Source organism: Nonomuraea marmarensis (assembly GCF_043197025.1).
GTDB lineage: Bacteria > Actinomycetota > Actinomycetes > Streptosporangiales > Streptosporangiaceae > Nonomuraea > Nonomuraea marmarensis.
The window spans coordinates 74,983-97,344 of record NZ_JBICRM010000039.1 but is presented as its reverse complement, the minus strand read 5'-3'; the positions used below and the strand labels follow the sequence as shown (position 1 = coordinate 97,344).

Sequence of the window (22,362 nt, the reverse complement as noted above, 5' to 3'; positions counted from 1 at the left end):
AAGATCAAGAACTCGCCCAGCACCGCGCGCCTGATCGAGGGGCAGCGCACCATCGGCTGGCGCGAGGCACTCATCGAACTTGATATCGCCTACCCAGGACGGATCAGGTAAAGAGGGTTCTCCATCATTCAGAAAGGATCTTTACACACTTCAGGTGACAAGCTCGATAAGTCGTGGCAGTCAATGTCCGGCGGCGAGGTTGTCGAGGAAGGCCAGCACGGTGTCGGTCGGCTGGTAGATGCCGGTCGGTCCGTCGCCGGGGATGCTCCGCTCGAGGGTGGCTTGCTTGAGTTTCATGTCGGCGTGCAGGTACTTCATCGTCGAGGAGATGTCCTCGTGCCCGAGCCAGAGCGCGATGATGCTGATGTCGTGGCCCGCCGCCCGCATGCTCATGGCCTTGGTGTGACGGAAGACGTGCGGGGTGAGCGTGACGTCGGCCAGCGATGGTTGGTCGGTGAGCGCGTGATGCCAGTAGCGGGTGAGTCGTGCCTGGAATCCGTCCCGGCTGATCATGTGGTGGCTCTGGTGTCCTTGAGCAGGGAAGAGCGGATCGCGGTCGTTGCCGGCATCCAGCCAGTCCTGGAGGACTCCTGTGACAATCCCCTCGAACCGTAGATGCCTCTGTTGTAGTGATCTTGCGTTTTCAGGATCTTGCTCGTGCGTCGCGCGCGCTCGCCGGGGCAGGCCTTGGCCTGCCCGCTCCGCTGTCTCGAGGGCCGCAGAGGTCTCCGGGGTCCAGGGCGGCCGAAGGCCGTCGCGCAGCGATCGCGGTAGCGACCCTTGAGGCCGGAGTGAGCGGCCCGTACGCTGCGCGGCGCATCCCCAGCCCGGCACCAGGGGTTTGATCGAGAAATCGGGGCGGCTCATGCCGCCTCCTTCTCGTCCTTGGTGTTGTTCTTGGTCTGGTCCTTGCTCTTGTGCCGCGCAGCGGCCCGGCGGTTGCGCCGCTGCTCCTTCCGCTCCGCGATGGCCTGCTGAATCTCCGCCTGCAGGACGGGGTCAAGACGTTCGAACTCCACCGGCGGCAGCAGGCCGGCGGCCGAGTGCAACCGCTCGGTATTGAAGTCGTCGACCCAAGCGGCGATCGCAGGGCGGGCCTGCGCACGAGTGGCGAACGGTCCCTGGGCACGCAGCAGTTCGAACTCCATGGAGGAGAACAGCGATTCGGCCGCGGCGTTGTCCAGCGCCGACCCGGTCCTGCCCATCGACTGGCTGATCTCCAGCCGCTCACACGCCATCCGAAACAGCCGGGCGGTGTACTCGCTGCCCTGGTCGGTGTGCATGACCACCCCAGCCACCATCCCACCGCGGACCGCCACGGCCATCTGCAGCGACGCCAACGCCACAGCGGCGTCATGGTGCTCGCTCATCGCATAGCCGAGGATGCGGCGCGAAAACAGGTCCGAGACAGCCGCCATATACAGCTTGCCCTCACCGGTGGGAATCTCCGTGCCGTCGCCCACCCAGCGCACGTTCGGCGCCGGCGCGGTGAAGTCCCGCCGCACCTGGTCTTGCGCGCGCCAGCGGCCCTTACCCGGCCGGGTGGTGCTCTTACGCTTGCGGCCCGGGCGGGCCACCAGGCCGTGCTCGCGCATGATCTGCGCGACCGTGTTGGTCGAGACCCGCCAGCCCCGCGCCCGTAGCCGCTCGGCGACCCGAGGCGACCCATCCCGGCCCTCCCGCGCATGAAACACCGAGATCACCGCCTCGACCAGCCGTAACCGGCGCCGTTCCCGCTCACTCGGCCCGTCCCGCCGCGACCACTTGTAAAACCACGCCGGTGACACCCCCAGCGCCCGGCAGCTGGTCACGTGCGGGATGCCGTACTCGGTCCTCTGGGCGGCGATGAACCTGGCTTTGATCACCGGGTCGTCGAGTCCTGCACCCAGAGGACCAGACTGCGCTTGAGCACATCACACCGCATCTGCAGCTCGACGTTCTCCCGGCGCAGCCGGACCAGCTCGGCCCGCTCATCCTCGCCCAGATGCCCGTTGCCGGCCTCACGCCGCCGCCGGGCCATGCTCACCCAGTTCGCCAGGGTGCCCGCCTTGATACCCAACTCCCGGGCCACCTGCGCGATCGGCTTGCCGGTCTCCTCGACGATCCGCACCGCGCCGTCCCGGAAGTCCTGATCGAACTTCCGCCGTGTCTCCGCCATCGCCCGTCCTCCTTATAGGCGATGCATCCACGATACGAGGGGAAGCCCACCTGCGGTGGCTGGGTCCAGCGGGGTGCATCTGTCTTTGCGGCCCTTGCCTGTGCAGTGCAGATATGGGCCGACTTTCTGCAGGTGAACGTCGGTGCGGGCGAGGCCGAGCAGTTCGGAGATCCGGAACCCGGTAGCGAGCAGGATGGCCATCATCGTGTGGTCGCGCTGCCCGACCCAGCGGCGGCGGTCGGGGGCAGCGAGTATGGCAGTGGCTTGGTCGGGGGTGAGCCAGTCGAATTCGCGGTCGTGGGTGCGGGCGCCTTCGATGGCCAGGACGCGGGAGATCACCTCGGCATCGTCGGGGGCTTGGAGCTGGGCGTAACGGAACAGCGAGTGGATCGCGGCCAGCCGGTTGTTTCGGGTCGCCGCGCTGTTGCGCCGTGCACTCTGCAGATGGCCCAGGAAACCGACAACCAGCTCGTCATCGAGTTGCCCGAGCCGCATGCGTGCCGGCACGGTGCCGGTGACCTGCTGGGCGTAGGTGAGTAGCAGTCGCCAAGCGTCGCGGTAGGAGGCGATCGTGGACGGGCTGGCGTTCTTGAGGTCCATCAGCTTGACGCGGAAGAAGCCTTGCAGGATCGGGGCCAGATCACTCCCCGCCACCGCCACCGGCCCACCCCAGGTCCTCATCCCCGACCCGCTCCAGCACCAACTCCTGAACCTGCTGAACGTCGACCCCACCCGCCCCCGCTGGCTGACCCTATGATCCACACACCATGATCCACACGACCCGTCAGCGACAGCGTTCACCTACATGCGAAGAACCGGGCTAGCGCGTTGCGTCCAGGACCGGTTTCACGTCGACGATCGGGGTGCCGTCGATGGCCTCGAGATCGACTACCTGCACCCGAAGCCCGTCGATCGCGAGCACCCGAACTCGGTGCAGACCGATGGGATTGGGCCGGTCGGAGGAACGGGTACTGAAGACACCGGTCAGCGGGTTCCGCAGATCATCGCGCGGATGTACGGCCACCACGGATCGGTCGGCGAGGTGCAGCCACGTGAGGACGAACACCTCATCGCCGACCGTAAGATCACGGATACCATCGGCCATTGCGGGATCGAACGCCAGCCAAGCCTCGGGACTGCCCTCCACACCCTGCTTCGGAGCGCTCGCGCGATCCACCAAGGGCGACTCGACGACTCCGATTGGACGAATCTCGTACGTCATGACTGTTGCATACCGTGGGTCGACCGGATGTGCTCGCGGGTTTGATCTCGTACGGCCACCGTGGCTGGGTTCTGTCTGGACCAAGGGAAACAGCCTCTTCGCCTGGCCGTTGACACCGGGGCGGAAACGCGGATCCCAGGTGTGCTCGGTCATACCACACCTCCCACCACGAAGAAGACGGACAACCGGCGCAGAGTGATGGTGTCATCGTGAACAAATCACAGGCCAGCGTGCTCGCAGTGTGGGCGCGGAGTCACCAACCGGTGGGCACGCAGCACCGCCGGCAGTCCCCGGACCAGCGCGGACAGCACCGCTCGATCCGCCCACGGCAGCCTCGGACGGCCCACCTGACGACGCAACATGGCTACCTCGTGCCGCAGCACAAGGATCTCCATGGTCATCGACACGTCGCTACGAGCCAGAAGCGTCCGCCAGCCCACAATCCGACAAAGATCATAGAGAAGAGACGGAGCGCCACGAGCCTCAAGGATGCCCGACACCGACCAGTGCTTCCGCCCGGAAGCCGGGACAAACCAGCAGCTCACAACGCAAACAGAGTATTGACACCCTTCACGTCTCAGGGCTGCTGGTGACCCGGTGAGCTCCGGTAGAGGTCAGCGACGTGCCCGGCCAGGGCGGTGAAGAAGCCGGCGAAGCCCAGGACGGCCAGCACCGCACCGACGATCACGTCGTCCCTGGTGGCAGCCGTCCACGGCTCGCGCATCTGCTGCTGCCCGGTGATGAAGGGCGCGGCGACCAGCCCGACGCCGGCCAGGAAGATGAGCGCCAAGCCGACCATGCCGAGCTTCCTCACGCCCGCACCTCCCCTCGGTCGGCCTGGTCGGCGGCCAGCGCGGCGACCAAGGGCTTGAGCAGGGCGTGGAGCTCCTCGGCCGAGGGCACAGCCGGCGGCTCGGGAGCGAGGGCCGGGCGGCGCTGGGCCAGCACCCCGTCCGCGCGCAGCCGGGCGCGCCAGGCGGTGGCCCAGGCCATCGCCGTGACCATGGCGATCAGGCAGACGCCCGCTCCGGTCGCGAGGTCGATCGTACGCTGATCGCCCTCGTGGCCCAGCGCGAAGGGGGCCAGCAATAACCACCCTCCGGCGACCAGGGCGGCGGCCGAGGCGACGAGTCCGGCAAGGTAACGGATCATGAATTTCCCTTCGACTGGATGGCGGCCAGCAGCAGCCGCCCGGCCAGCGGCCGCAGCACCTGACGCGCGGCGCTCCTCGCCCGCGCGGCCTGGTCCCCCGTCTGTTCCGCCGGGACCAGCGCGGAGGCGGCGGTGACGAGCCGGGGCGAGGCGTCGCGCTCGATGCGCTCGGCAAGCCAGGTGAGCGCCACCCCAGCCAACGCCAGGACGAGCGGCGGCAGCGGCGGTTCGGCGGCGCCGCGCAGCCGGACCTCGCGAAGCACGAGCGCGAGCAGCAGGCTGGCCACGGCGAACGGCACGGCCCACAGGTAGACCGCCTGCACGGCGTCGGTGAACGCCTCCAGCAACCGATGCAACTCCGCGCGCGGGATCCGCTCCAGCACCGCGGGATCCGTAGGCACGGTGCGCACCCCCGCGCCCTCCAGCGAGCGCGCCTGCACGGTGCCGAACAGCGCGGTGCCCATCGCCCCGCCCAGCGTGCGGAAGAACGCGATCGCGCTGGAGGCGACGCCGATGTCGCCCGGCCGTACGGCGTTCTGGGTGGCGATCATGGGGATCTGGATGAACAGGCCCATTCCCAGCCCGACCACCACTGTGAAGGCCAGGAGAACCGGCATGGAGGTGTCGGCCTCGACCCGGCTCAGCAGCCAGAGCCCGACCGCCAGCACCACGGCGCCCGCGATCGGATAAACCTTGTAGCGTCCGGTGCGGGATACGAGCTGGCCCGAGAGGGCGGAGGAGACGATGATGCCGATGGTGAGAGGGACCAGCGCGAGGCCGGATTCCGTGGCGCTCTGGCCCTTGACGATCTGCAGGTAGCCCGGCAGGTAGACGACGGCGCCGAACATCGCCACGCCGCTCAGCAAGGCCAGACAGGAGGAGACGGCGACCACTGGGTCGGCCATCAGCCGTGGCGGCAGGATCGGCTCCGACGCCCCGCGCTCCCAGGCCACGAACGCGGCGGTCAGCACCAGACCGGCCACCGCGAGGCCCGCGATCTGCGGCGAGTTCCAGTCGTAGGTCTGACCCCCCCATACGGTTACGAGGAGCACGCAGCAGACCGCCGCGACCAGCAGCGCCGCGCCGAGGTAGTCGATGCGGTGCTGTAGCCGCCGGACTGGCACGCGCAGCGCGATGACGATGACCGCCATGGCGACCACACCCAACGGCAGGTTGATCCAGAAGATCCAGCGCCAACTCGCATGGTCGGTGAAGAATCCGCCCACCAACGGCCCGGCGACGCTGGCCAGGCCGAAGACGCCGCCGAACATGCCCTGGTAGCGGCCGATCTCCCGGGGCGGCACCACGTCCGCGATCACCGCCATGGCAAGCGCCATCAGCCCGCCACCGCCCAGGCCCTGCACCCCGCGAAAGGCGATCAGCTGGGCCATGTCCTGCGCGACGCCGCAGAGCACCGAGCCAATCAGGAAGATGATCACCGCGCTCTGGAAGACCCGCTTGCGGCCATAGAGGTCGGAGAGCTTGCCGTACAGCGGGGTGCCCGCCGTCGAGGCCAGCAAGTAGGCGGTGACCACCCAGGAGAGGTGATCGATGCCGCCCAGTTCGCCGACGATCCGCGGCAGCGCGGTGGCCACGATCATCTGGTCCAACGCCGCGAGCAGCATGGCGAGCACCAGGCCCGTCATCACCAGACGGACCTGCCCCTTGGTCAAGCTCACCGAACTCCTCCCCTTGCGGATACGTACGGTGACGACGACCTTACGAAGAGATGCGGCGCGATGTATGGAGAACTCACATATTGATGCTCCGATCAAGGCGGGGTCCATGCCCGGCTTGGACTCGACGCATGGGAGGGCGGGCGCAGCGCAGGCGCGACATGGACCGACAGCGCATGCAGCCGTGGGAACACGTGGTGGACGGCGGTCAAGGACAGCGTGCTGACCGACCTGGGCCTACCGGAAGACCTCACGGAACTGCTGGCCGAGCGGCTCGATCGCGCCTACCGGGTGGTGCGCGCCGGACTGGCCGCCAACACCGCCGTCACCATCGACGACGACGGCAAGATCCACGTGGCCAGCGTTAAGGCCATCGAGGAACCGCCCTCCCTGATCGACCTGCGTAAGCGGGTCGAGGCGATGATGCCGCAGGTGGACATCTCCGAGGCGATCGTGGAGGTGCTGGGCTGGTGCCCGAAGTTCATGGAGGCTTTCACCTCGATCGCCGGCACCGGCCCCCCACCTGATGGCCGAGTGCGAGGACCGGCAACCCGCCGCAGCGAACGACGCTTCCGCGCCGCCGGTTCTCCTGCTCGCCCGGGCCGACCACAGCCAGATCTTGGACGCTGCCTACCGGAAGGTCGGTGGGCGCTTGGCGGCCAACACCGAGGTCCGTATCGATGACCCATCGACTTCGCCGTCGTGCCGAAATCACCTGGCCTGTCCGGAGTTCCCGCGGAGTGGTTCACCGAGCTCAGCATCACCGGATCATGACCGCCGAAAGTTTGGGAAAGCCTTGGACCTTCTACGTCACGGTCCGGACATAGCATCGACAGGTAAACTCGAAGATTTTTCTATTGATCGAATGCATTCATGTCTGCCCGTACTGTGGGCTTCGAGCAAGCCCGGTCACCGAAGGCCGTCGGTCGGTGGCCTCGGCGTCGGCCAGCAGAGCGGCGGCCATTGCCTCGAGCTCGGCGATCTCCGCCTCGATCCGTTCCTCCTTGCCGATGAGCCGGCCGTAGCTCATCGCCTTGTGCTTGGAGGCGTTGGCCTCGAGCTTGGTGCCGTCCAGGGCGACGCGGCCCATCTTGACCATGCCGAGCTGCTGCGCGAGGTGCAGCGACTGGGTGAACAGATCTGCGAGGGCGTCCAGATGGCGGCGGCGGAAGCGCGAGATGGAGCGGTAGTCCGGGGCTTGGTCGGCGGCCAGGAACCGGAACGCGACATCGTCCACGCAACGACGCTCGATCGCCCGGGAGGAGCGCACCCCAGTGGTGTAGCCGTAGATCAGCAGGCGCACCATCAGCCGCGGGTCGTACGGCGGGAAGCCGCGCTTCTCGGTGTAGTCGGCCAGGATCGATCCCAGGTCCAGCACGTCGTCGACCAGGTCGGCGACAAACCGGGCCAGGTGGCCCTCGGCCAGCCAGTCATCCAGCGACGGCGGCAGCAGCAGGACCTGCTGCGGGTCGAACACCCGGAACCGCTTGCCCACCCCCGCCGCATGCTCCCGCGACTGCTTCTTCTCGACCGGTTCGACCTTGAACAGCCCATCCTCTCCATGCATACCGTGATCATCCCGCATGAATGATCAGGAAACATGGGGCGGTCGGTGATGACAAGGGCCTCGGAAACGCCGGGAGGGGGCAGGAGCTCCCAGTCGACGAGATCGCCGCAGCATGCCAGCATCGTCCCCCTATGAACAGAACCGATTACCCCACATCCTGGGACGAACGCACGATGCTCCTGACCTTCCTCGACTACACCCGCGCGACAGCTCGGGCGAAGTGCGAGGGGGTCTGCGAAGACGATGCCCGAAGCGCCCCACTTCCCGGATCGCCGCTAACCACGATCTCGGGCCTGATCAGCCACCTGCGCTGGGTGGAGTACTACTGGATCGAGGTCATGCTGCTGGACGGTGAGGACGAAGGCCCGTGGACGGAGGAAGATCCAGACCGGGAGATGCGCATCGCCCTTGACATCCCCATCGCCACCCTGCTCGAGGAGTACGAAGCCCAAGCCGAGAAGAATCGGCAGCTCATCGCAGACATCGAGCTGGACACGCCCTCGAAGAGAGAAGGGAAGAGCGGGACAGTCACCCTCCGCTGGATCCTGCACCACCTCATCGAGGAGACGGCCCGGCATAACGGTCACCTCGACATTCTGCGCGAACTGGCCGACGGCACCACCGGCAGCTGACCGCCTCACTCCCTACAGACGCGGGTCCGGCACCGATCGTCCGCGCAGCCAGTCGGTTCCTATGGCTGCACAGAGCCACAGTGCCTCTCTTTACTGACCCACGCTCCTAGGGCTAGAGGCTTCCAAGGAGCCTGGCGGAGATCGGGAGGGGGCGGTCAAACAGCGGGGCCGGTGCCTAGCGCGCCATCGAGCTTCCGTGGCGCCTCAAACGTGGCTTCGTCCGTGGCCTCGGTGTAGACCTCCACCATGACCTTTGATGTTGCTGTGCCGGAGGTCGTGGCCCACTTGCCGGAGGAATACAGCGAGGGTCTGCGTGACGTTCTGCGTGACAACCGGCAAGGACCATCACGAACTTTGACGTACGTTCCCATACGATCAACGCAGGTCACAGGGCCCCGTCGCACTATACGAACTGGCGTCCGAGTTGCCTGATAAGGAAGAGATCCCAGGTTCAAGTCCTGGTAGCCCCACAGAGTTTCACCTGTTCAGAGGCTAGATCCCAAGATTGTGGATCTGGCCTCTTGATTGTTTGACCGTCATTTGACCGTGATCCCGGACCTCGTGACCGGGCAGGGGCGTGTTCAAGTAAGTTCCCCAGGGTCTTGGGGGATGTTGAGCGGGCAGTCCGTACAGCCGCCGCTGCGGGAGCCTTCAAACCGGATGAGGCACCATGCCCTATGACGTCGTCCTGCCGCGCGAAATCTGATCTGCTGCGTCGGGACGCCGACCGCGCGGATGGCGCTGACCTGGCGGGCCCACCTGCTCAGCGACGAACTCGAACACCCGCCAGCGGAATGAGCCGACCCAGAACCGTGATCCGGCGTCGATCGCGCCGCAATCTCGTCGATCGACGCATCGGGTGACCTCAGCGATCGCAAAAAGGTCGGGAGAGCACGAGATCGGCGTCCACTCGGCGCAACCCGTCGAAACCCCAGGTGTTGACGCCCTCCAGGTCGACCTCGTTGTAGATGCGAACTGCAAGGTCGCGCAGCGAGCGGGCGAGCCGGGCGTACTCGAGGTGGGTGAGGTCGAGTCGCTCCGCGCCGTAGGCGCGCAGGAAGCGCACAGGGTCGGGCCCGCACAAGGCGGCGAAAACATCGTGCTCGCGCGGCGCCAGCATCGCGTGACCCCAGTCGAGCAGCGTCGCGATGCGACCGTCGCGGTCAACGAGGACGTTGTGAGGGAACAGATCGTGGTGGCACACGACGTGGGGCACGTCGATCGCGCGTGCCCGTTCGATCACCGCTTCGAGCCGGTCAACGTTGGCCATGACCTCGTCGCGGCGGTCGACAATCCAAGGGTGGTCGTGCCGGTCGCGCAGCACCTCGATGCACCACTCGTCCATATCGGTGCGGGGCAGGACGAGGTCGGTGATCTCGTGCACGGCGCGCATCGCCCGCGCGATCGCGTCAGCGTCGTTCCACGTTCCCTGGCGGCCGTCGACGAACGGGAACAGCGCGTAGCGCCGGCCATGGTGCTCGGAGGTGTACGAGCCGTCAAGTGATCGCTCCGCCGCGGGAACGGGGATGCCCCGAGCTGCCAACTCAGCGGTCAGCGCCAGACCGGCGTCGCTGTCGGGCTGCTGACGCCAAAGTTTCACGAACCAGCGCCCGTCGGTGAACGCATCCGCTTCGAACCCGCCCGGATGCGGCCGCAGCTCGCCCACCTCGACACCGAAGGCGTCGCGGACCTGAGTCGTCGTCGGCGGTCGTACTTCGCTCCACATCGACCCAGGACGCTACCGCTGCCGAGGGCAGCCGGTCGACGTCTTTTTGCGAGCACCGGCTCGACGTGGCCGACCCGCCGGTGTTGAACGCCCGGCCCGCCGCGCGCAGCCCCGCCAGGTACGCGCAGACGTCATGATCTATGACAACCCACAGGCGTTCGTGCTCTGCCACTACAAACGCGCTCAGGCGCTCTGCCACCGCGACGGCGTGAAAGAAACCCCCAGCCTTGACCATTGCGTTCCCGGCTGCGGGAACATCGTCCGCACCGACCGGCACGCCGCCGGCCTGCGCGACCGCGCCGACGTTCTCGACGCCTGTTTCGCGGTGAGGGCGGCAACCGCAACGTCCTTGACTGGGAGCTGGTGGAGAAGATGTGGCCCGACCTCATGCGGGTGGCGATCTCCATCCGCGAGGGCAGGCTCAACTCTGTCACCCTGCTGCGCCGGCTCGGCTCCCACTCGCGCAAGAACGAGATCTACCGGGCGTTCCGGGAGGTCGGCCGCAGCGTGCGCACCGCCGCGCTGCTGCGATTCCTCGCCGACCCCGCGCTGCGGCGGCGCATCACCGCGGTCACCAACAAGGTCGAGGGGTTCAACGGGTTCTCCGGCTGGCTGCGCTTCGGCAACCACGGCGTCATCGCCGACAACGACCCGGCCGAAGAAGATGATCAAATTCAATTCTTTGCTGGCCAATTGCGTGATCTTCCATACTGCGCTGGACATGATGGCGGTGATGCGCCAGCTGCTGGTCGAAGGCTAGGAGATCAGCGCCGAGGACGTCGCGCAGCTCTCGCCCTACCTGACCGCGCACATCAGCCGGTTCGGCCTGTACGCCACCGACGTGCTGCGGCTGCGCCCCGACGACTTCGACCCCGACCTGCCCGAGATCGACTTCACCACCCTGGCCGAGGCGGCGTAGTACTCCACCTTGCTTCCACTTTGCTCACGCGAGTCCCCGGTCCGCCTGAGGCGGCCCTGGAGTCCCGTACCCACCATGAACTAGGTCGTGTCGATCACCAGCCCACCGGGAGTACGGGGTACCGGAGGCTGGGCGTGGCCTGGGCAGGCTGGATGGACTCGTCACTGGTATGGCGCGGCTGGCGAGGCGGACGGTGCCGGTGTTGACGGCAACCCACGAAGCGGTGTCCAACGCGGCCGTCCTCCTGATCGGTGTGGGGGTGGTGTTCGTGGGATCACGACTTCTGGCTCTTCGCTGGCAATCGGGCGTGTTGGTCAGGGACGGATGCTGCCAGGCGAACGTAGGACGGGCGGAGCGGTTCGAAGGGTCCGGTGGTGGGGTGGTCAGCCGGTGTCCTGGACAGTCACGATCCGGCCGAGTCCGCGGGTGAGCATTTGGGTAGCCAGGGCCGGAACCGCGGCGGGCGCGGGGATCGCGCCTGCCGCGGTCCAGACCGATGCGTCTCGTGTGGGATCAGCTGGTGGTGCGGGCTGCCGCTGTGATGAGGGCGGTGGTGGTGTCGGGTCGGGAGATCATGACCACGTGTGAGGCTTCCCTGACTTCGCTGGTGTGCGCGCCGGCGCGCTTGGCCATGAACCGCTGGGCTGCGGCTGGGATGGCCTGGTCGGCGCCGGCGACCAGGTACCAGGAGGGGATCGTCTTCCAGGCGGGCGCTCCGCTCGGGGAGGCGAGCGCGGCCAGGGCGGCCGGGCGCTGGGTGGCGGCCATCAGCGCGGTGTCGCGGGCGGGCAGGTCGGCGGCGAAGGCGGCGCGGAACTTGGCCGGATCGACGTAGGCGTCGGTGCCGGTGCCGCCGCCGGGCAGCGGGTACTGGCGGGTGATCAGGCTGGTGGGCAGCTGGCTGCCGGGGAACTTGCCGGTCAGGTCGAGCGCTGACTCGGCCTCCTCGGGTGCGAATGCGGCGATGAAGACCAGCGCCTTGACGTTGGGGTGGCCGGTGGCGGCGTTGGAGATGACCGCTCCGCCGTAGGAGTGGCCGACCAGGATGACCGGTCCGTCGATGGTGGAGACGATGCTCGACAGGTAGGCCGAATCGCCTGCCAGGTCGCGTAGGGGGTTGGCGGGGGCGATCACCGGGTAGCCGGCCCCTTGGAGCCGGGCGACGACCTTGTTCCAGCTCGAGGCGTCGGCGAACGCGCCGTGGACCAGCACCACGGTGGGTTTGGCCGTATGCCGGCTCGCCGCGGTGGCGGCGGCGGCCGACGAGGAGAGAGCCGTGACCAGGATGGCCAGCATGGCCAGGACGGCCAGCGTCACGGGCAGCAGGATTCGGATTCCCGGCCGGGAGAGCGGAGAGGTCTGTGGGGACGCGTGCGCGGACATGGCGGATCTCCTTGGTAGGGGTGAAGGTGTCAAGCGAGGCGCTGAGGCAGCGGGAGGCTTAAGCCGTCGTCCGCCCGTCGGACAGGGCAGGGCCGGGGCGCGGGGTGGCGTGGTGGGAGCGGTGCGCTCAGGCCACCGGCGGAGGACCCGCCACGCGCAGGCGGTACGCCTCGGCCGAGGCGAGGATGGCTTCGATGTCGAAGGAGGCCGGCGCGTCGTTCAGGTCGGAGATGGGTGAGCTGTTGGCGGCGAACCAGTCCTCGATGCCGGCGGGGCCGAAGGCGGCGACCATGCGGGCGTTCGGTGAGCGGACCAGGTAGCTGTGCGGGACGCCGCGGGGGCCGTGCGCGACGGCACCGGCGTGCAGGTCGTAGCGGTCGTCCCCGACGAAGAAGGTGATCTCACCATCGAGCACGATCCAGATCTCGTCCTCTGCTTCGTGAATGTGCAGGGGTGGCGCGTGGCCCTTGGGGTCGGTGAACTCCATCACGCTCAGGGTGCCGCCGGTCGCCGTGCCGGGCACCAGGATCTGGACCCGGCCGCCGAGGAACCAGAAGGGGTTCTGCGTGTCGCCGGTATGGGGTGGACGTTCCTTGTTCATGTGGGTGCTCCTGTTTCGGCGTCGGGTCAGTTCTTCTTGAGGAAGCGCAGGAGTGTGCGGGTGAGCTGTTCGGGCTGTTCCTCGAAGATCCAGTGACCGGAGTCCTCGATGACGATCCCGGTCACATGGCTGGCGTATCGGCGGACCTGGGTGGGGACGAAGTCACCGAGGCTGCCGCGGGCGCCGATGGCGAGCACGGGCATGGTGAGCTTCTTCGCCCTGTATGCGCGGTTGTCGGCGACGTCCTTGGGGAAGGCGCGGAACCATTCGAAACTCGCCCGCAGGTGAGCGTCATCGCGCAGGTAGCGGGCGTACTCGCGGACCTGTTTGTCGCTGACACCGTTCTTCTTGACTTCGAGGGAGTCGATGAAGCGTTCCACCCACTGCTCTTCCCTGCCGTTCACCATGCGCTCGGGCAGGCCGTTGGTGAGGCTGAAGTAGCCGAAGTTCCAAAAGCCCGGTCCCTTCGCGGTGAGGGAGGGGAAGGTGTAGAGGGTCTTGTCGGGGATGGGGGCCTCGCTGAGGACCAGCTTGGTGACGTCGCCGGGGTGGGCGGCGGCGTAGGCGTAGGCGACCATCGTGCCGATGTCATGCCCCACGAGCCTGATGTCCCGCTTGAGGCCGAGCGTGGTCAGCAACCCGCGCAGGTCAGCGGCGAGGGTCTTCTTGTCGTAGCCACTGGCGGGTGCGTCGCTCTTACCTGCTCCGCGTAGATCCGGCGCGATGACCGTGTAGTGCTTGGCGAGTTCGGGCAGGATTTCGCGCCAGGTGTACCAGGTTTGCGGGTATCCGTGCAGCAGGACCAGCGTCGGCCCGTGTCCACCGCGCACGTAGTTGATCGCGACGTTGCCGACCCGGACTCTCTTCTCGCGGAAACCTGCCGGAATGCGCGGCTCATGGCCGGTCTTCGACGGCGTCTTGGAGGCGATGGCTGTGATGGGCGCCGGTGTGGCCTGGGCGGAGGCGGCAGGGGCGAGGTAGGTGAGCATGCCGATCATCGCGATCGGGATGACGACGCCGGGGCGTCGCAGGCGGTTGGCCGGGAGCCCCGGCATCGCTGCGTTCATGGCGCAAACCGTAGAAACCGGCTCGCTTGCCGGGCGAGCGTCACCTGACTGCGTCACCGAGCGCTACGTGACTGCAGGCCGGGTTCCGCACGCTCAACGCTCTGCGCGGAACCCATGCCGTCCAGGCGGCGATCGACCAGGCCGGAGGCTGCTAGTGGCGGGCGCGCGGCACTGACAACAGGAGACCGATGGCTTAAGGTTGCTGCCGCCGATCTTCGCCGTAAGCTTTGGGTGATCTCCACCAGATCGCGGAGAAGGAGCACTCGATTACCACACCCAGCTTCGCGGAGGTGCTGCGTCGCCATCGGCACGCGGCACGTCTGACGCTGGAGCAGCTCGCCGAGGCCTCGGGGGTCAGCGCCCGGACGCTGTCGGACATGGAACGCGGCCGCAGCAAGGGCCCCCAGCATCGGACCGTCACCGCGCTGGCCGACGCCCTGGGCCTGGCCGATGCAGACCGTAAACAGCTCGTCGAGCTGGCGCGAGAGGGCCGCCTGCGCGATCACTGGGCCCGCCCGACCGGGCTGTGCGAGCTGCCGCGCTCGGTCGACGACTTCACCGGTCGAGTCGCGGGACTGGCCTGGACCCGCGAGCTCTTACGCGCTGGGGACGCGCCGGGTGCCGCGGGTGTGGGGCTCATCACCGGTTCTGCCGGGCTGGGCAAGACCACGTTGGCCATCCACGCCGCCCACGCCCTGCGGCCGGACTTCCCCGACGGGGTGTTCTTCCTCGACCTGTTCGGTATGTCTCCGCGGCCCCTGCCCGTCGACGACGCCTTGGGCATGCTGCTTCGCGCACTCGGCATCGCGGATCAGCAGATCCCGGGCGACGTCACCGAGCGTGCGTCCTTGTACCGGTCCCTGTTGCGCGACCGGCGCGTGCTGATCGTGCTCGACAATGCCGCCTTCGAGGAGCAGGTCCGGCCGCTGCTGCCGGGCGGCGGCGCGGGAAAGGCCCTGGTGAGCAGTCGCCGCCTGCTGGCCGGTCTGGAAGGCGTGCGCAGACTCGCCCTCGGGCCCTTGCCCCTGCTGGAAGCCACCGAGCTGCTGACCGGAATCCTGAAAGACCGCGGCGCCCCGGACGAAGGATCGGCCGTCGGGCAGCTCGCGCAGCTGTGCGGCGGTCTGCCCCTCGCGCTCAGGATCGCCGGAAATCGGCTGGTCAGCCGGCCCAGCTGGAACGCCGCCGACCTCGCCGCCCGGCTGACGAACGAGGAGCGCCGCCTGGACCAGCTCAGCGCCGGCGATCTCAAGATCGCCACCGCGTTCGGGTTGTCCTACGAGCAGCTGGCCACCTCGACGCGACGGCTCTTCCGCCGGCTCGCCCTGGTGCCGGGCCGCAACTTCGACGCCGCTCTGGCCGCCGTGGTGGGCGGCACGTCGATCGAGGAGGCATGGAACGCCCTCGATGAACTCGTCGACCTCGGTCTGCTGCAGGACAGAACGTCGGAACGCTACCGCTTCCACGACCTGGTCCGGCTGTTCGCCCGCGATCGGCTTCAGCAGGAGGAGCCTGCGGCCGAGCGCGACGCGCTCACCGTGACGATGACGTCATGGCTGCTACGGATGGCCACGACCGCCGGGCGGTGGTTCGAGCCCGGGTACGGCGATCCTGGCCAAGCTGACCCCGATGCCGCTGAGCTGTCCTCCGCGGAGAAGGCCGACCACTGGCTACGCGTGAATGCGGACAACTGGCTGGGCGCGTTACGCCACGGGGCGAGCATCGGCCGGTTCACCGCCGTCCTCGACTGCGCCGAGTCGATGGACTGGTTCTCCGATCGGTGGATGCACGCGCCGCACTGGTACGAGGTCTTCACCCTCGGTGCCGAGGCCGCCGCCGCCCTGGGCGATCCGGCCCGGCAGGCCGCGCAGCTGAACATGCTGGCCTGGGTCCATCTGCTGCCGCGAGAAGACCCGGAGACCACACTGCGCTACACGGCCCAGGCGATAGACCTGGCAACCCGCAGTGGTGCCACGACGCAGATCGCCTTGGCCCACCACCATGCGGGGGGTGCGCTTCGACGGCTCGGGCGGCTCGATGAGGCCATTGCGGCGGAAACCCAGGCGGCGCAGATCCACCTGGCCAACGGCGACATCGATCGGTACTGCCACTCTCTCGGCGCCCTCGGCACCTGCCTTCGCGATGCCGGACACCACACCAAGGCACTGGAGCAGTACCTCGACTTGTTGGCTCTGCTGAACGACGACCGCTCGGGGATGACGCCGAGCGTCGCGGCGATCATCCGGCCGATCGCGCTGGCCCGCGTCGGCGAATGTCTGGGACTGCTCGGCCACCGGGCTGAGGCGATCATCAAGCTCACCGAGGCGATCAGCCTCATGGAGCAGGTCCAGTTGCCCGTCCCGCAGGCCCACTCCCTGGAGACACTGGCGGTCTTGCTGGCCGAGGAGGACCGGACCGGCGAGAGCTGCCACGCCTATGCGCGGGCAGCCGAGGTGTACGAGGCCATCGGCGACGCCGACGCGAGCAGCCGCTGCCGCGACCTGGCGAACGCTGCGCCCTGACAGTTTCCGCGCTACTTCTGCGTCCTGTTCTGCGTGGCCGGGCCGCGTGCGCGCGACTTGGATGGAGAGCACCAGGACAGGCGCCGGGCCTGTCCGTCCAGCTCAGGAGCGACCATGACCCCAGTCAGGAACATCGTGCTCGTGCACGGTGGCTTCGTGGACGGATCCGGCTGGCAGGGCGTCTACGACGAGCTGACCAGGGACGGGCTCCGCGTCTACATCGTGCAGAACCCTACGCTGTCGCTGGCGGATGACGCCGCGGTGACCCGCCGGGTTCTGGACGGCCTCGACGGCCCGGCCGTCCTGGTCGGCCACTCCTACGGCGGGGTCGTCATCAGCGAGGCCGGCATCCACCCCAACGTCGCGTCGCTGGTGTACATCGCCGCGTTCGCCCCTGACAAGGGCGAATCGGTCAACACCCTCACCGCCGACCCGCCTCCGGGCGCGCCGGCGCCGCCCATCCTCCCTCCCAGGGAGGGCTTCCTCTTCCTTGACCGCGACAGGTTCGCCGCCTCGTTCGCTGCCGACCTGCCCGACCAGGTGGCCGCGTTCATGGCAGACTCCCAAGTCCCGTGGGGCGTGGACGCCCTCGGCGGGTCGGTCACCGAACCGGCCTGGCGGCACAAGCCAAGCTGGTACCTCGTCGCGACCGAGGACCGGATGATCCCACCGTCGGCTCAGCGCATGATGGCCGAGCGCGCCGGAGCGATGGTCGTCGAGGTTATCGGCAGCCACGCCGTCTACGTCTCCCAGCACGCCGCGGTCGCCGACCTCATCCGCGAGGCCGCCGCCTGACGACGTCCGCCCTCGCGGGGATCGGATACCCGACGGATCTGCGCCGCCTGCGTCGTTCGGCACCCGTGCCTGGAGTGGGCGCTGGCCACCGGTGAAGCGGACGGCATGTGGGGCGGTGTCACCTCCAAAGAGCGCCGCCGCCTGCGAGCCGCCCAGAACACGCGCACCCGCAGAACTGAGCGCATCAGTGAAAGGCCGGAATCCTCATGACTCGCGTTCCCGACGAAGGCATGGTGCTCGTCCCCGGCGGCTCCCTCATCACCGCCACCCCCGAAGAAGGCGCGACATCCGACCACAGGAACGCCACACCCTCAGATTCCGCCACAGCGCAAGACCGGCCTGGTCAGAAGCGATCTGTCAACAGACGTGACAGTAACCACGGCTCACCGGTCCGCTCCTACCCGGAGGCCACGTTCGCTGGACGGGACCCCGAGAGCAAGCGATCCTGGCTTCATATGCCAGAAAACCAGCCAGTAAGAGCACTTTTCGGGCGGGAGTCCGAACAGCGGCGTCTCGGCGAGTGCGTGGACGGCGTCCGCATGCGCGGCGGGGCGATGCTGGTGCGCGGCGAGGCGGGGATCGGGAAGTCGGCCCTGTTGCTGGACACGGCGGAGATCGCGGCCGCGGGGGGCATGCGGATCCTGCGGACGGCCGGCGTGGAATCAGAGACGCACATGCCCTTCGCCGGTCTGCATCAGGTGCTGCTTCCGCTTCGTACCGAGATCGGGGAACTGCCCGCCCCGCAGCGCGCCGCGCTGGGAGCGGCGTTCGGGCTGACCGACGCCCGGGTACCGGACCCGTTCCTCATCGCCCTGGCGGCGCTGAACCTGCTGGGCGAGGCCGCCGCCCGCTCGCCCGTCCTGCTCCTTGTCGAGGACGCCCACTGGCTGGACCGCGCCAGCGCCGACGTGCTCGCGTTCGTCGCGCGGCGGCTGGAGTCCGAACCGATCGTGCTGCTGGCCGCGATACGCGACGGCTTCCAGAGCCCCCTTGACGGGGCAGGGCTGCAGGAGTTGCTCCTCGATCGGCTCGATGACTCCGCCGCGACCGCCTTGCTGGACGCCTACAGCCCCACCTTGACACGGGCGGTGCGCGCACGGTTGCTGCGGGAGGCGGCGGGAAACCCGTTGGCCCTCGTCGAGCTGCCGATCGCCGCGGAAACGCAGGACGGAAAGGGACCCCTGCCGCCGGGGTGGCTCCCGCTGACCACGCGTCTGGAACAGACCTTCACCGCTCGCATGTCGGGGTTGCCGTCGACCACTCGGACCATGCTGCTGGTGGCCGCGCTCAACGACAGCACCGCCCTTTCTGAGACCCTCGACGCCACCGCGCTGATCACCGGCGTACCCGTCACGGCAGACGATCTGGCGCCCGCGGCCACCGTACGGCTGGTCGACGTGCACGAAGCCGGAGTGTCGTTCCGGCACCCGCTCATGCGCTCGGCGATCTATCAGGGGGCGAGCATCTCCCAGCGGCACGCGGTGCACGCCGGATTGGCCGACGTCCTCACCGGCCGGCCGGACCGTCGCCTCTGGCACCGCGCGGCATCCACTCCCAGGCCGGATGAGAGCATCGCCGCCGAGCTGGAGACCGCGGCCAAAAGCGCGCGACGCCGGGGCGACCTGTTGTCGGCCGTCGCGGCGCTGGAGCACGCGGTCAGGCTCAGCGAGAATCACGCTCACCGATGTGAACGGCTGGTGCGGGCCGCCGAATACGCCGCTGAGATGGGACGGCGCGACATCGTCGTGCGACTGCTGGGCGAAGGCGAGCGGCTGCGGCTGTCGGCCCAGCAGCGGGCCCGTATCGTGTGGATCCGCGAGAGCTTCGAAGACGGCATCCGCGACGACAGCGCGGCAGCGCACTCACTGGCCGACCTCGCCGAGAACATGGCGGCACAGGGGGACGTCGATCTCGCGCTGAAACTCCTGTCCAGCGCGTCCTTGCGATGTTTCTGGGCCCATGCCGACGACCGATCGCGGCAACACGTCGTCGCCGTGGCCGAGAGCCTGCCCGTCGACGACCTGGACGGGCGACTGCTGACGGTCTTGGCGTTCGCGGCTCCGATCGAACGTGGCAAGGTCGTGATCGAGCGATTACGCCAGCTGGCCGCCCACCCGACCGGCGGCCGGCTGGCGGCCCGCCTGCTAGGCAGCTCGGCATTGATGGTAGGGGCCTTCGATCTGTCGGAGGAATTCTGCGCCGCGTCGCTGCCGCCTCTGCGCGCGCAGGGGCGGCTCAGCCACCTGGCCCGAGACCTCGGGGCACAAGCTTGGAGCGCGGCCCGGCTGGCCGACCTCAGCGTGGCCATCCCCGCGGCCGAGGAGGCCGCCCGTCTGGCGCACGAGACATCCCAGCCGCTGATGCACGCCATCGCTCAGGCCTCAGGCGCGGTGCTCGCCGCGCTACGCGGCGAGCAGGATCGCGTGGAGAGCCTCGCGGCGGCGGCCGAGCAAGTGGCCCTGCCCATCGGAGCCCGCCCCGTGCTGGCCACAGTGCAGCTCGCGCGCGGGCTCGCCGCGCTGGGCGAAGGACGTTACGCCGACGCCTTCGACCACCTGCGACGCATGCACGACCCCGCCGATCCGGCCTTCCACCTGGCGCTACGCTGCTTTTCCCTGGCCGAACTCGCCGATGCCGCGGCGCACAGCGGTCAAGGCCATGCGGTCGCCGGCATCATCGAGGAACTGGAGACGGTGGCGCTCACCACACCGTCGCCGTCCTTGCACGCCGACCTGCGCTACGCCCGGGCCGTCCTGGCCGATGAGGCCGCGGCAGAGCCCTTCTTCGACGCCGCGCTCGGGGCCGACCTGCGGCGATGGCCCTTCGTACGGGCCCGGACGCAGCTGGCGTACGGTGAATGGCTGCGGCGCCAGCGGCGCACGGCCGAGTCGCGGGCGCCTTTGCGCATGGCTCGCGAGACGTTCGACGCCTTGGGGGTCATCCCCTGGAGCGAGCGAGCGCGCCAGGAGTTGCGGGCCTCCGGCGAGAGCAGCCGCAGTCGCACCAGTGAAGCGCGCGACGTGCTGACCGCGCAGGAACTCCAGATCGCCCAGATGGCGGCCGACGGCCTGACGAACCGGGAGATCGGAGAGAAGCTCTACCTGTCTCATCGAACCGTCAGCTCCCACCTCTACAGGATCTTCCCCAAGCTGGGGATCACCTCGCGATCGGCTTTGAGCACAGCCCTGCGCGTATCGGCCTGACCTCATCGCTTGGCTCGGGTGACGCTCGGTGACGCAGTCATGTGACGCTCGCGAGGTGCGCATGGGGCTTCCTACGGTGAGGCCATGACAGCAGTGAGATCCTTCAAGAACGGCAGCACGCCGACCGTCGTCCTGGTCCACGGCGCCTTCGCAGACGCGTCGAGCTGGGCGGGCGTGATCGCCGAACTCCAGGCTTCCGGGATCCCCGTGACCGCGGTGGCCAACCCGCTGCGCGGACTGGCCACTGACGCCGCCTACCTCGCCAGCGTCGTCGCCGCGATCGACGGCCCGGTCCTGCTGGTGGGTCACTCCTACGGCGGTGCGGTCATCACCTGGGCCGGAGCCCAGCCGGGCAACGTGGTCGGGCTGGTCTACGTGACCGCTTTCGCCCTGGACGCAGGGGAGAGCGTGCTGGACGTCACGGGCCGCTTCCCCGACAGCCTGCTGGGCCCGGCGCTGCGGCCGGCGGTCTACCGCACCGGCGATGGGCAGGAGGCCGTCGAGCTGTTCCTCAAAAACGACCAGTTCCCCGCGGTGTTTGCCGCCGACCTGCCCGAGCGCCTCACCTCGGTGGCGGCCGCCGCCCAACGCCGCATCGCGCCTGTGGCCTTCGAGGACAGCTTTCCCGCCGCGAGCTGGAAGACCCTGCCGTCCTGGTACGTCGTGGCGACCGCCGACCAGGCGATCCATCCCGACGCCCAGCGTTTCATGGCCAAGCGCGCCGGGGCCGACACCATCGAGGTCGACGCCTCACACGCGATCGCGCTGTCGCAACCGGCAGCCGTGGCCGGCCACATCCGCACCGCCGCGACCGCGACCCAGGCGGTCAAGCACACCCATCCGGCATGACAGCCGTGTTCCTGAGGAGCATCCGATGACCGCACCGACCATTCCCGTCATCTTCATCCACGGCCTTTGGCTGCACGCCACCTCCTGGTCCTCCTGGACCGAGCTGTTCACGACCGCCGGCTACGACGCGACGGCCCCCGGCTGGCCGGGCGACGGCGAAAGCGTCGAACTGTCCCGCAAGGACCCCGACAGCATCGCCGACCATGGCATCGACGACGTCGTCGCCCACTACACGGAGATCATCAACGCTCTGGACGTCAAGCCGATCCTGATCGGCCACTCCTTCGGCGGCATGATCGCCGAGAAGCTGCTCGGGCAGGACCTGGCCAGAGCCGCGATCGCGATCGACGCCGCACAGATCAAAGGGGTGCTGCCGCTGCCGTTGTCGGCGCTGCGCTCGACCCTGCCGGTGTTCAAGAACCCGGCCAACAAGCACCGGGCCGTCTCCCTCACCCTCGACCAGTTCACCTACGCGTTCGGCAACGCCATCCCGGCTCAGGAAGCCGCCGAACTGTACGAACGCTGGACCATCCCCGCGCCGGGCAAGCCGCTGTTCGAAGCCGCCGCCGCCAACTTCTCCCCCCACTCGCCCGCCAAGGTCGACACCGGCAACAACGCCCGAGGACCGCTGCTCCTGATCGCCGGCGGCAAGGACCACACCGTCCCCGAGACCGTCACCAAAGCGACCCTCAAGCAGTACCGGGACTCCACCGCGATCACCGAGATCCAGGAGTTCCCCGACCGCGGCCACTCCCTGACCATCGACCACGGCTGGCGTGAAGTGGCGGACGCCTGCCTGACCTGGCTCACCGGGAACGACCTGTAGACGAGCTGAAAGCGATCCGCAGCGTTGAGCGCCATCACCGGTCAGCGCTGCGGACTGTGCCGCA

Annotated in this window: 19 protein-coding genes and 3 pseudogenes; 9 read left to right on the top strand and 13 right to left on the bottom strand. The window is 68.4% G+C overall.

The window, feature by feature from the left end; all coding sequences use genetic code 11:
• Nucleotides 1-180: 180 nt before the first annotated feature.
• The 8 genes from ACFLIM_RS42040 to ACFLIM_RS42005 form a co-directional block, all read right to left on the bottom strand.
• A complete protein-coding gene (locus ACFLIM_RS42040; RefSeq protein ID WP_393174877.1) occupies nucleotides 181-867 on the bottom strand; it encodes a tyrosine-type recombinase/integrase in 687 nt (228 codons plus the stop codon).
• A complete protein-coding gene (locus tag ACFLIM_RS42035) occupies nucleotides 864-1,865 on the bottom strand; it encodes an IS3 family transposase (RefSeq protein WP_393174875.1) in 1,002 nt (333 codons plus the stop codon). Before ACFLIM_RS42035 ends, ACFLIM_RS42040 begins: the two co-directional genes overlap by 4 nt.
• On the bottom strand, nucleotides 1,862-2,158 hold the full coding sequence (locus ACFLIM_RS42030; protein WP_393174872.1) for a transposase: 297 nt from the start codon (nucleotides 2,156-2,158) through the stop codon (nucleotides 1,862-1,864). Before ACFLIM_RS42030 ends, ACFLIM_RS42035 begins: the two co-directional genes overlap by 4 nt.
• Nucleotides 2,159-2,170: 12 nt before the next feature.
• Nucleotides 2,171-2,818 carry a tyrosine-type recombinase/integrase gene (locus tag ACFLIM_RS42025; RefSeq protein ID WP_393174870.1) on the bottom strand — a complete coding sequence of 216 codons (648 nt, stop codon included), beginning with the start codon at nucleotides 2,816-2,818 and terminating at the stop codon, nucleotides 2,171-2,173.
• A 160-nt stretch (nucleotides 2,819-2,978) separates the two neighbouring features.
• On the bottom strand, nucleotides 2,979-3,380 hold the full coding sequence (tsaA, locus tag ACFLIM_RS42020; RefSeq protein ID WP_393174867.1) for a tRNA (N6-threonylcarbamoyladenosine(37)-N6)-methyltransferase TrmO: 402 nt from the start codon (nucleotides 3,378-3,380) through the stop codon (nucleotides 2,979-2,981).
• 577 nt (nucleotides 3,381-3,957) lie between these two features.
• The gene (locus ACFLIM_RS42015; protein WP_393174865.1) at nucleotides 3,958-4,194 is read right to left on the bottom strand and encodes a hypothetical protein; all 237 of its coding nucleotides are present in this window, start codon (nucleotides 4,192-4,194) and stop codon (nucleotides 3,958-3,960) included.
• A complete protein-coding gene (locus tag ACFLIM_RS42010) occupies nucleotides 4,191-4,532 on the bottom strand; it encodes a hypothetical protein (protein WP_393174863.1) in 342 nt (113 codons plus the stop codon). The genes ACFLIM_RS42015 and ACFLIM_RS42010 overlap by 4 nt, the downstream gene beginning before the upstream one ends.
• Complete coding sequence (locus tag ACFLIM_RS42005) at nucleotides 4,529-6,211, bottom strand: MDR family MFS transporter (RefSeq protein ID WP_393174861.1); 1,683 nt, start codon at nucleotides 6,209-6,211, stop codon at nucleotides 4,529-4,531. Before ACFLIM_RS42005 ends, ACFLIM_RS42010 begins: the two co-directional genes overlap by 4 nt.
• 216 nt (nucleotides 6,212-6,427) lie before the next feature.
• Here ACFLIM_RS42005 and ACFLIM_RS42000 point away from each other — a divergent pair, with 216 nt between their 5' ends.
• Nucleotides 6,428-6,892 (top strand): hypothetical protein, encoded by a 465-nt coding sequence (locus ACFLIM_RS42000; RefSeq protein ID WP_393174859.1) that lies wholly within the window; start codon nucleotides 6,428-6,430, stop codon nucleotides 6,890-6,892.
• Between the two features lie 241 nt (nucleotides 6,893-7,133).
• Here ACFLIM_RS42000 and ACFLIM_RS41995 read toward each other — a convergent pair.
• Nucleotides 7,134-7,703: pseudogene (locus tag ACFLIM_RS41995) on the bottom strand (transposase); the annotation flags it as partial.
• A 203-nt stretch (nucleotides 7,704-7,906) separates the two neighbouring features.
• Here ACFLIM_RS41995 and ACFLIM_RS41990 point away from each other — a divergent pair.
• Entirely contained in the window at nucleotides 7,907-8,407 is a 501-nt protein-coding gene (locus tag ACFLIM_RS41990; protein WP_393174857.1) for a DinB family protein, read from the top strand.
• Between the two features lie 865 nt (nucleotides 8,408-9,272).
• Here the strand turns inward: ACFLIM_RS41990 and ACFLIM_RS41985 are convergent.
• Nucleotides 9,273-10,133: a phosphotransferase enzyme family protein gene (locus ACFLIM_RS41985; protein ID WP_393174855.1), complete on the bottom strand. Its 861-nt coding sequence runs from the start codon at nucleotides 10,131-10,133 to the stop codon at nucleotides 9,273-9,275.
• Between the two features lie 339 nt (nucleotides 10,134-10,472).
• Here ACFLIM_RS41985 and ACFLIM_RS50395 point away from each other — a divergent pair.
• Nucleotides 10,473-11,052: pseudogene (locus ACFLIM_RS50395) on the top strand (Tn3 family transposase); the annotation flags it as partial.
• A gap of 513 nt (nucleotides 11,053-11,565) precedes the next feature.
• On the opposite strand, the gene ACFLIM_RS41970 reads toward ACFLIM_RS50395, so the two are convergent.
• The 3 genes from ACFLIM_RS41970 to ACFLIM_RS41960 form a co-directional block, all read right to left on the bottom strand.
• A complete protein-coding gene (locus ACFLIM_RS41970; protein ID WP_393174853.1) occupies nucleotides 11,566-12,435 on the bottom strand; it encodes an alpha/beta fold hydrolase in 870 nt (289 codons plus the stop codon).
• A gap of 127 nt (nucleotides 12,436-12,562) precedes the next feature.
• Nucleotides 12,563-13,036 (bottom strand): cupin domain-containing protein, encoded by a 474-nt coding sequence (locus ACFLIM_RS41965; RefSeq protein WP_393174851.1) that lies wholly within the window; start codon nucleotides 13,034-13,036, stop codon nucleotides 12,563-12,565.
• A 26-nt stretch (nucleotides 13,037-13,062) separates the two neighbouring features.
• The gene (locus tag ACFLIM_RS41960; protein ID WP_393174849.1) at nucleotides 13,063-14,103 is read right to left on the bottom strand and encodes an alpha/beta fold hydrolase; all 1,041 of its coding nucleotides are present in this window, start codon (nucleotides 14,101-14,103) and stop codon (nucleotides 13,063-13,065) included.
• A gap of 290 nt (nucleotides 14,104-14,393) precedes the next feature.
• Here ACFLIM_RS41960 and ACFLIM_RS41955 point away from each other — a divergent pair, with 290 nt between their 5' ends.
• The 6 genes and pseudogenes from ACFLIM_RS41955 (at nucleotide 14,394) to ACFLIM_RS41930 (ending at nucleotide 22,298) form a co-directional block, all read left to right on the top strand.
• The gene (locus ACFLIM_RS41955) at nucleotides 14,394-16,625 is read left to right on the top strand and encodes an ATP-binding protein (RefSeq protein WP_393174847.1); all 2,232 of its coding nucleotides are present in this window, start codon (nucleotides 14,394-14,396) and stop codon (nucleotides 16,623-16,625) included.
• A gap of 114 nt (nucleotides 16,626-16,739) precedes the next feature.
• Entirely contained in the window at nucleotides 16,740-17,420 is a 681-nt protein-coding gene (locus tag ACFLIM_RS41950) for an alpha/beta fold hydrolase (RefSeq protein WP_393174845.1), read from the top strand.
• Nucleotides 17,421-17,447: 27 nt separating this feature from the next.
• Nucleotides 17,448-17,630: pseudogene (locus ACFLIM_RS41945) on the top strand (WhiB family transcriptional regulator); the annotation flags it as partial.
• 245 nt (nucleotides 17,631-17,875) lie between these two features.
• The gene (locus tag ACFLIM_RS41940; RefSeq protein WP_393174842.1) at nucleotides 17,876-20,623 is read left to right on the top strand and encodes a helix-turn-helix transcriptional regulator; all 2,748 of its coding nucleotides are present in this window, start codon (nucleotides 17,876-17,878) and stop codon (nucleotides 20,621-20,623) included.
• An 84-nt stretch (nucleotides 20,624-20,707) separates the two neighbouring features.
• The gene (locus tag ACFLIM_RS41935) at nucleotides 20,708-21,472 is read left to right on the top strand and encodes an alpha/beta fold hydrolase (RefSeq protein WP_393174840.1); all 765 of its coding nucleotides are present in this window, start codon (nucleotides 20,708-20,710) and stop codon (nucleotides 21,470-21,472) included.
• Between the two features lie 25 nt (nucleotides 21,473-21,497).
• A complete protein-coding gene (locus ACFLIM_RS41930) occupies nucleotides 21,498-22,298 on the top strand; it encodes an alpha/beta hydrolase (protein ID WP_393174837.1) in 801 nt (266 codons plus the stop codon).
• Nucleotides 22,299-22,362: the final 64 nt, after the last annotated feature.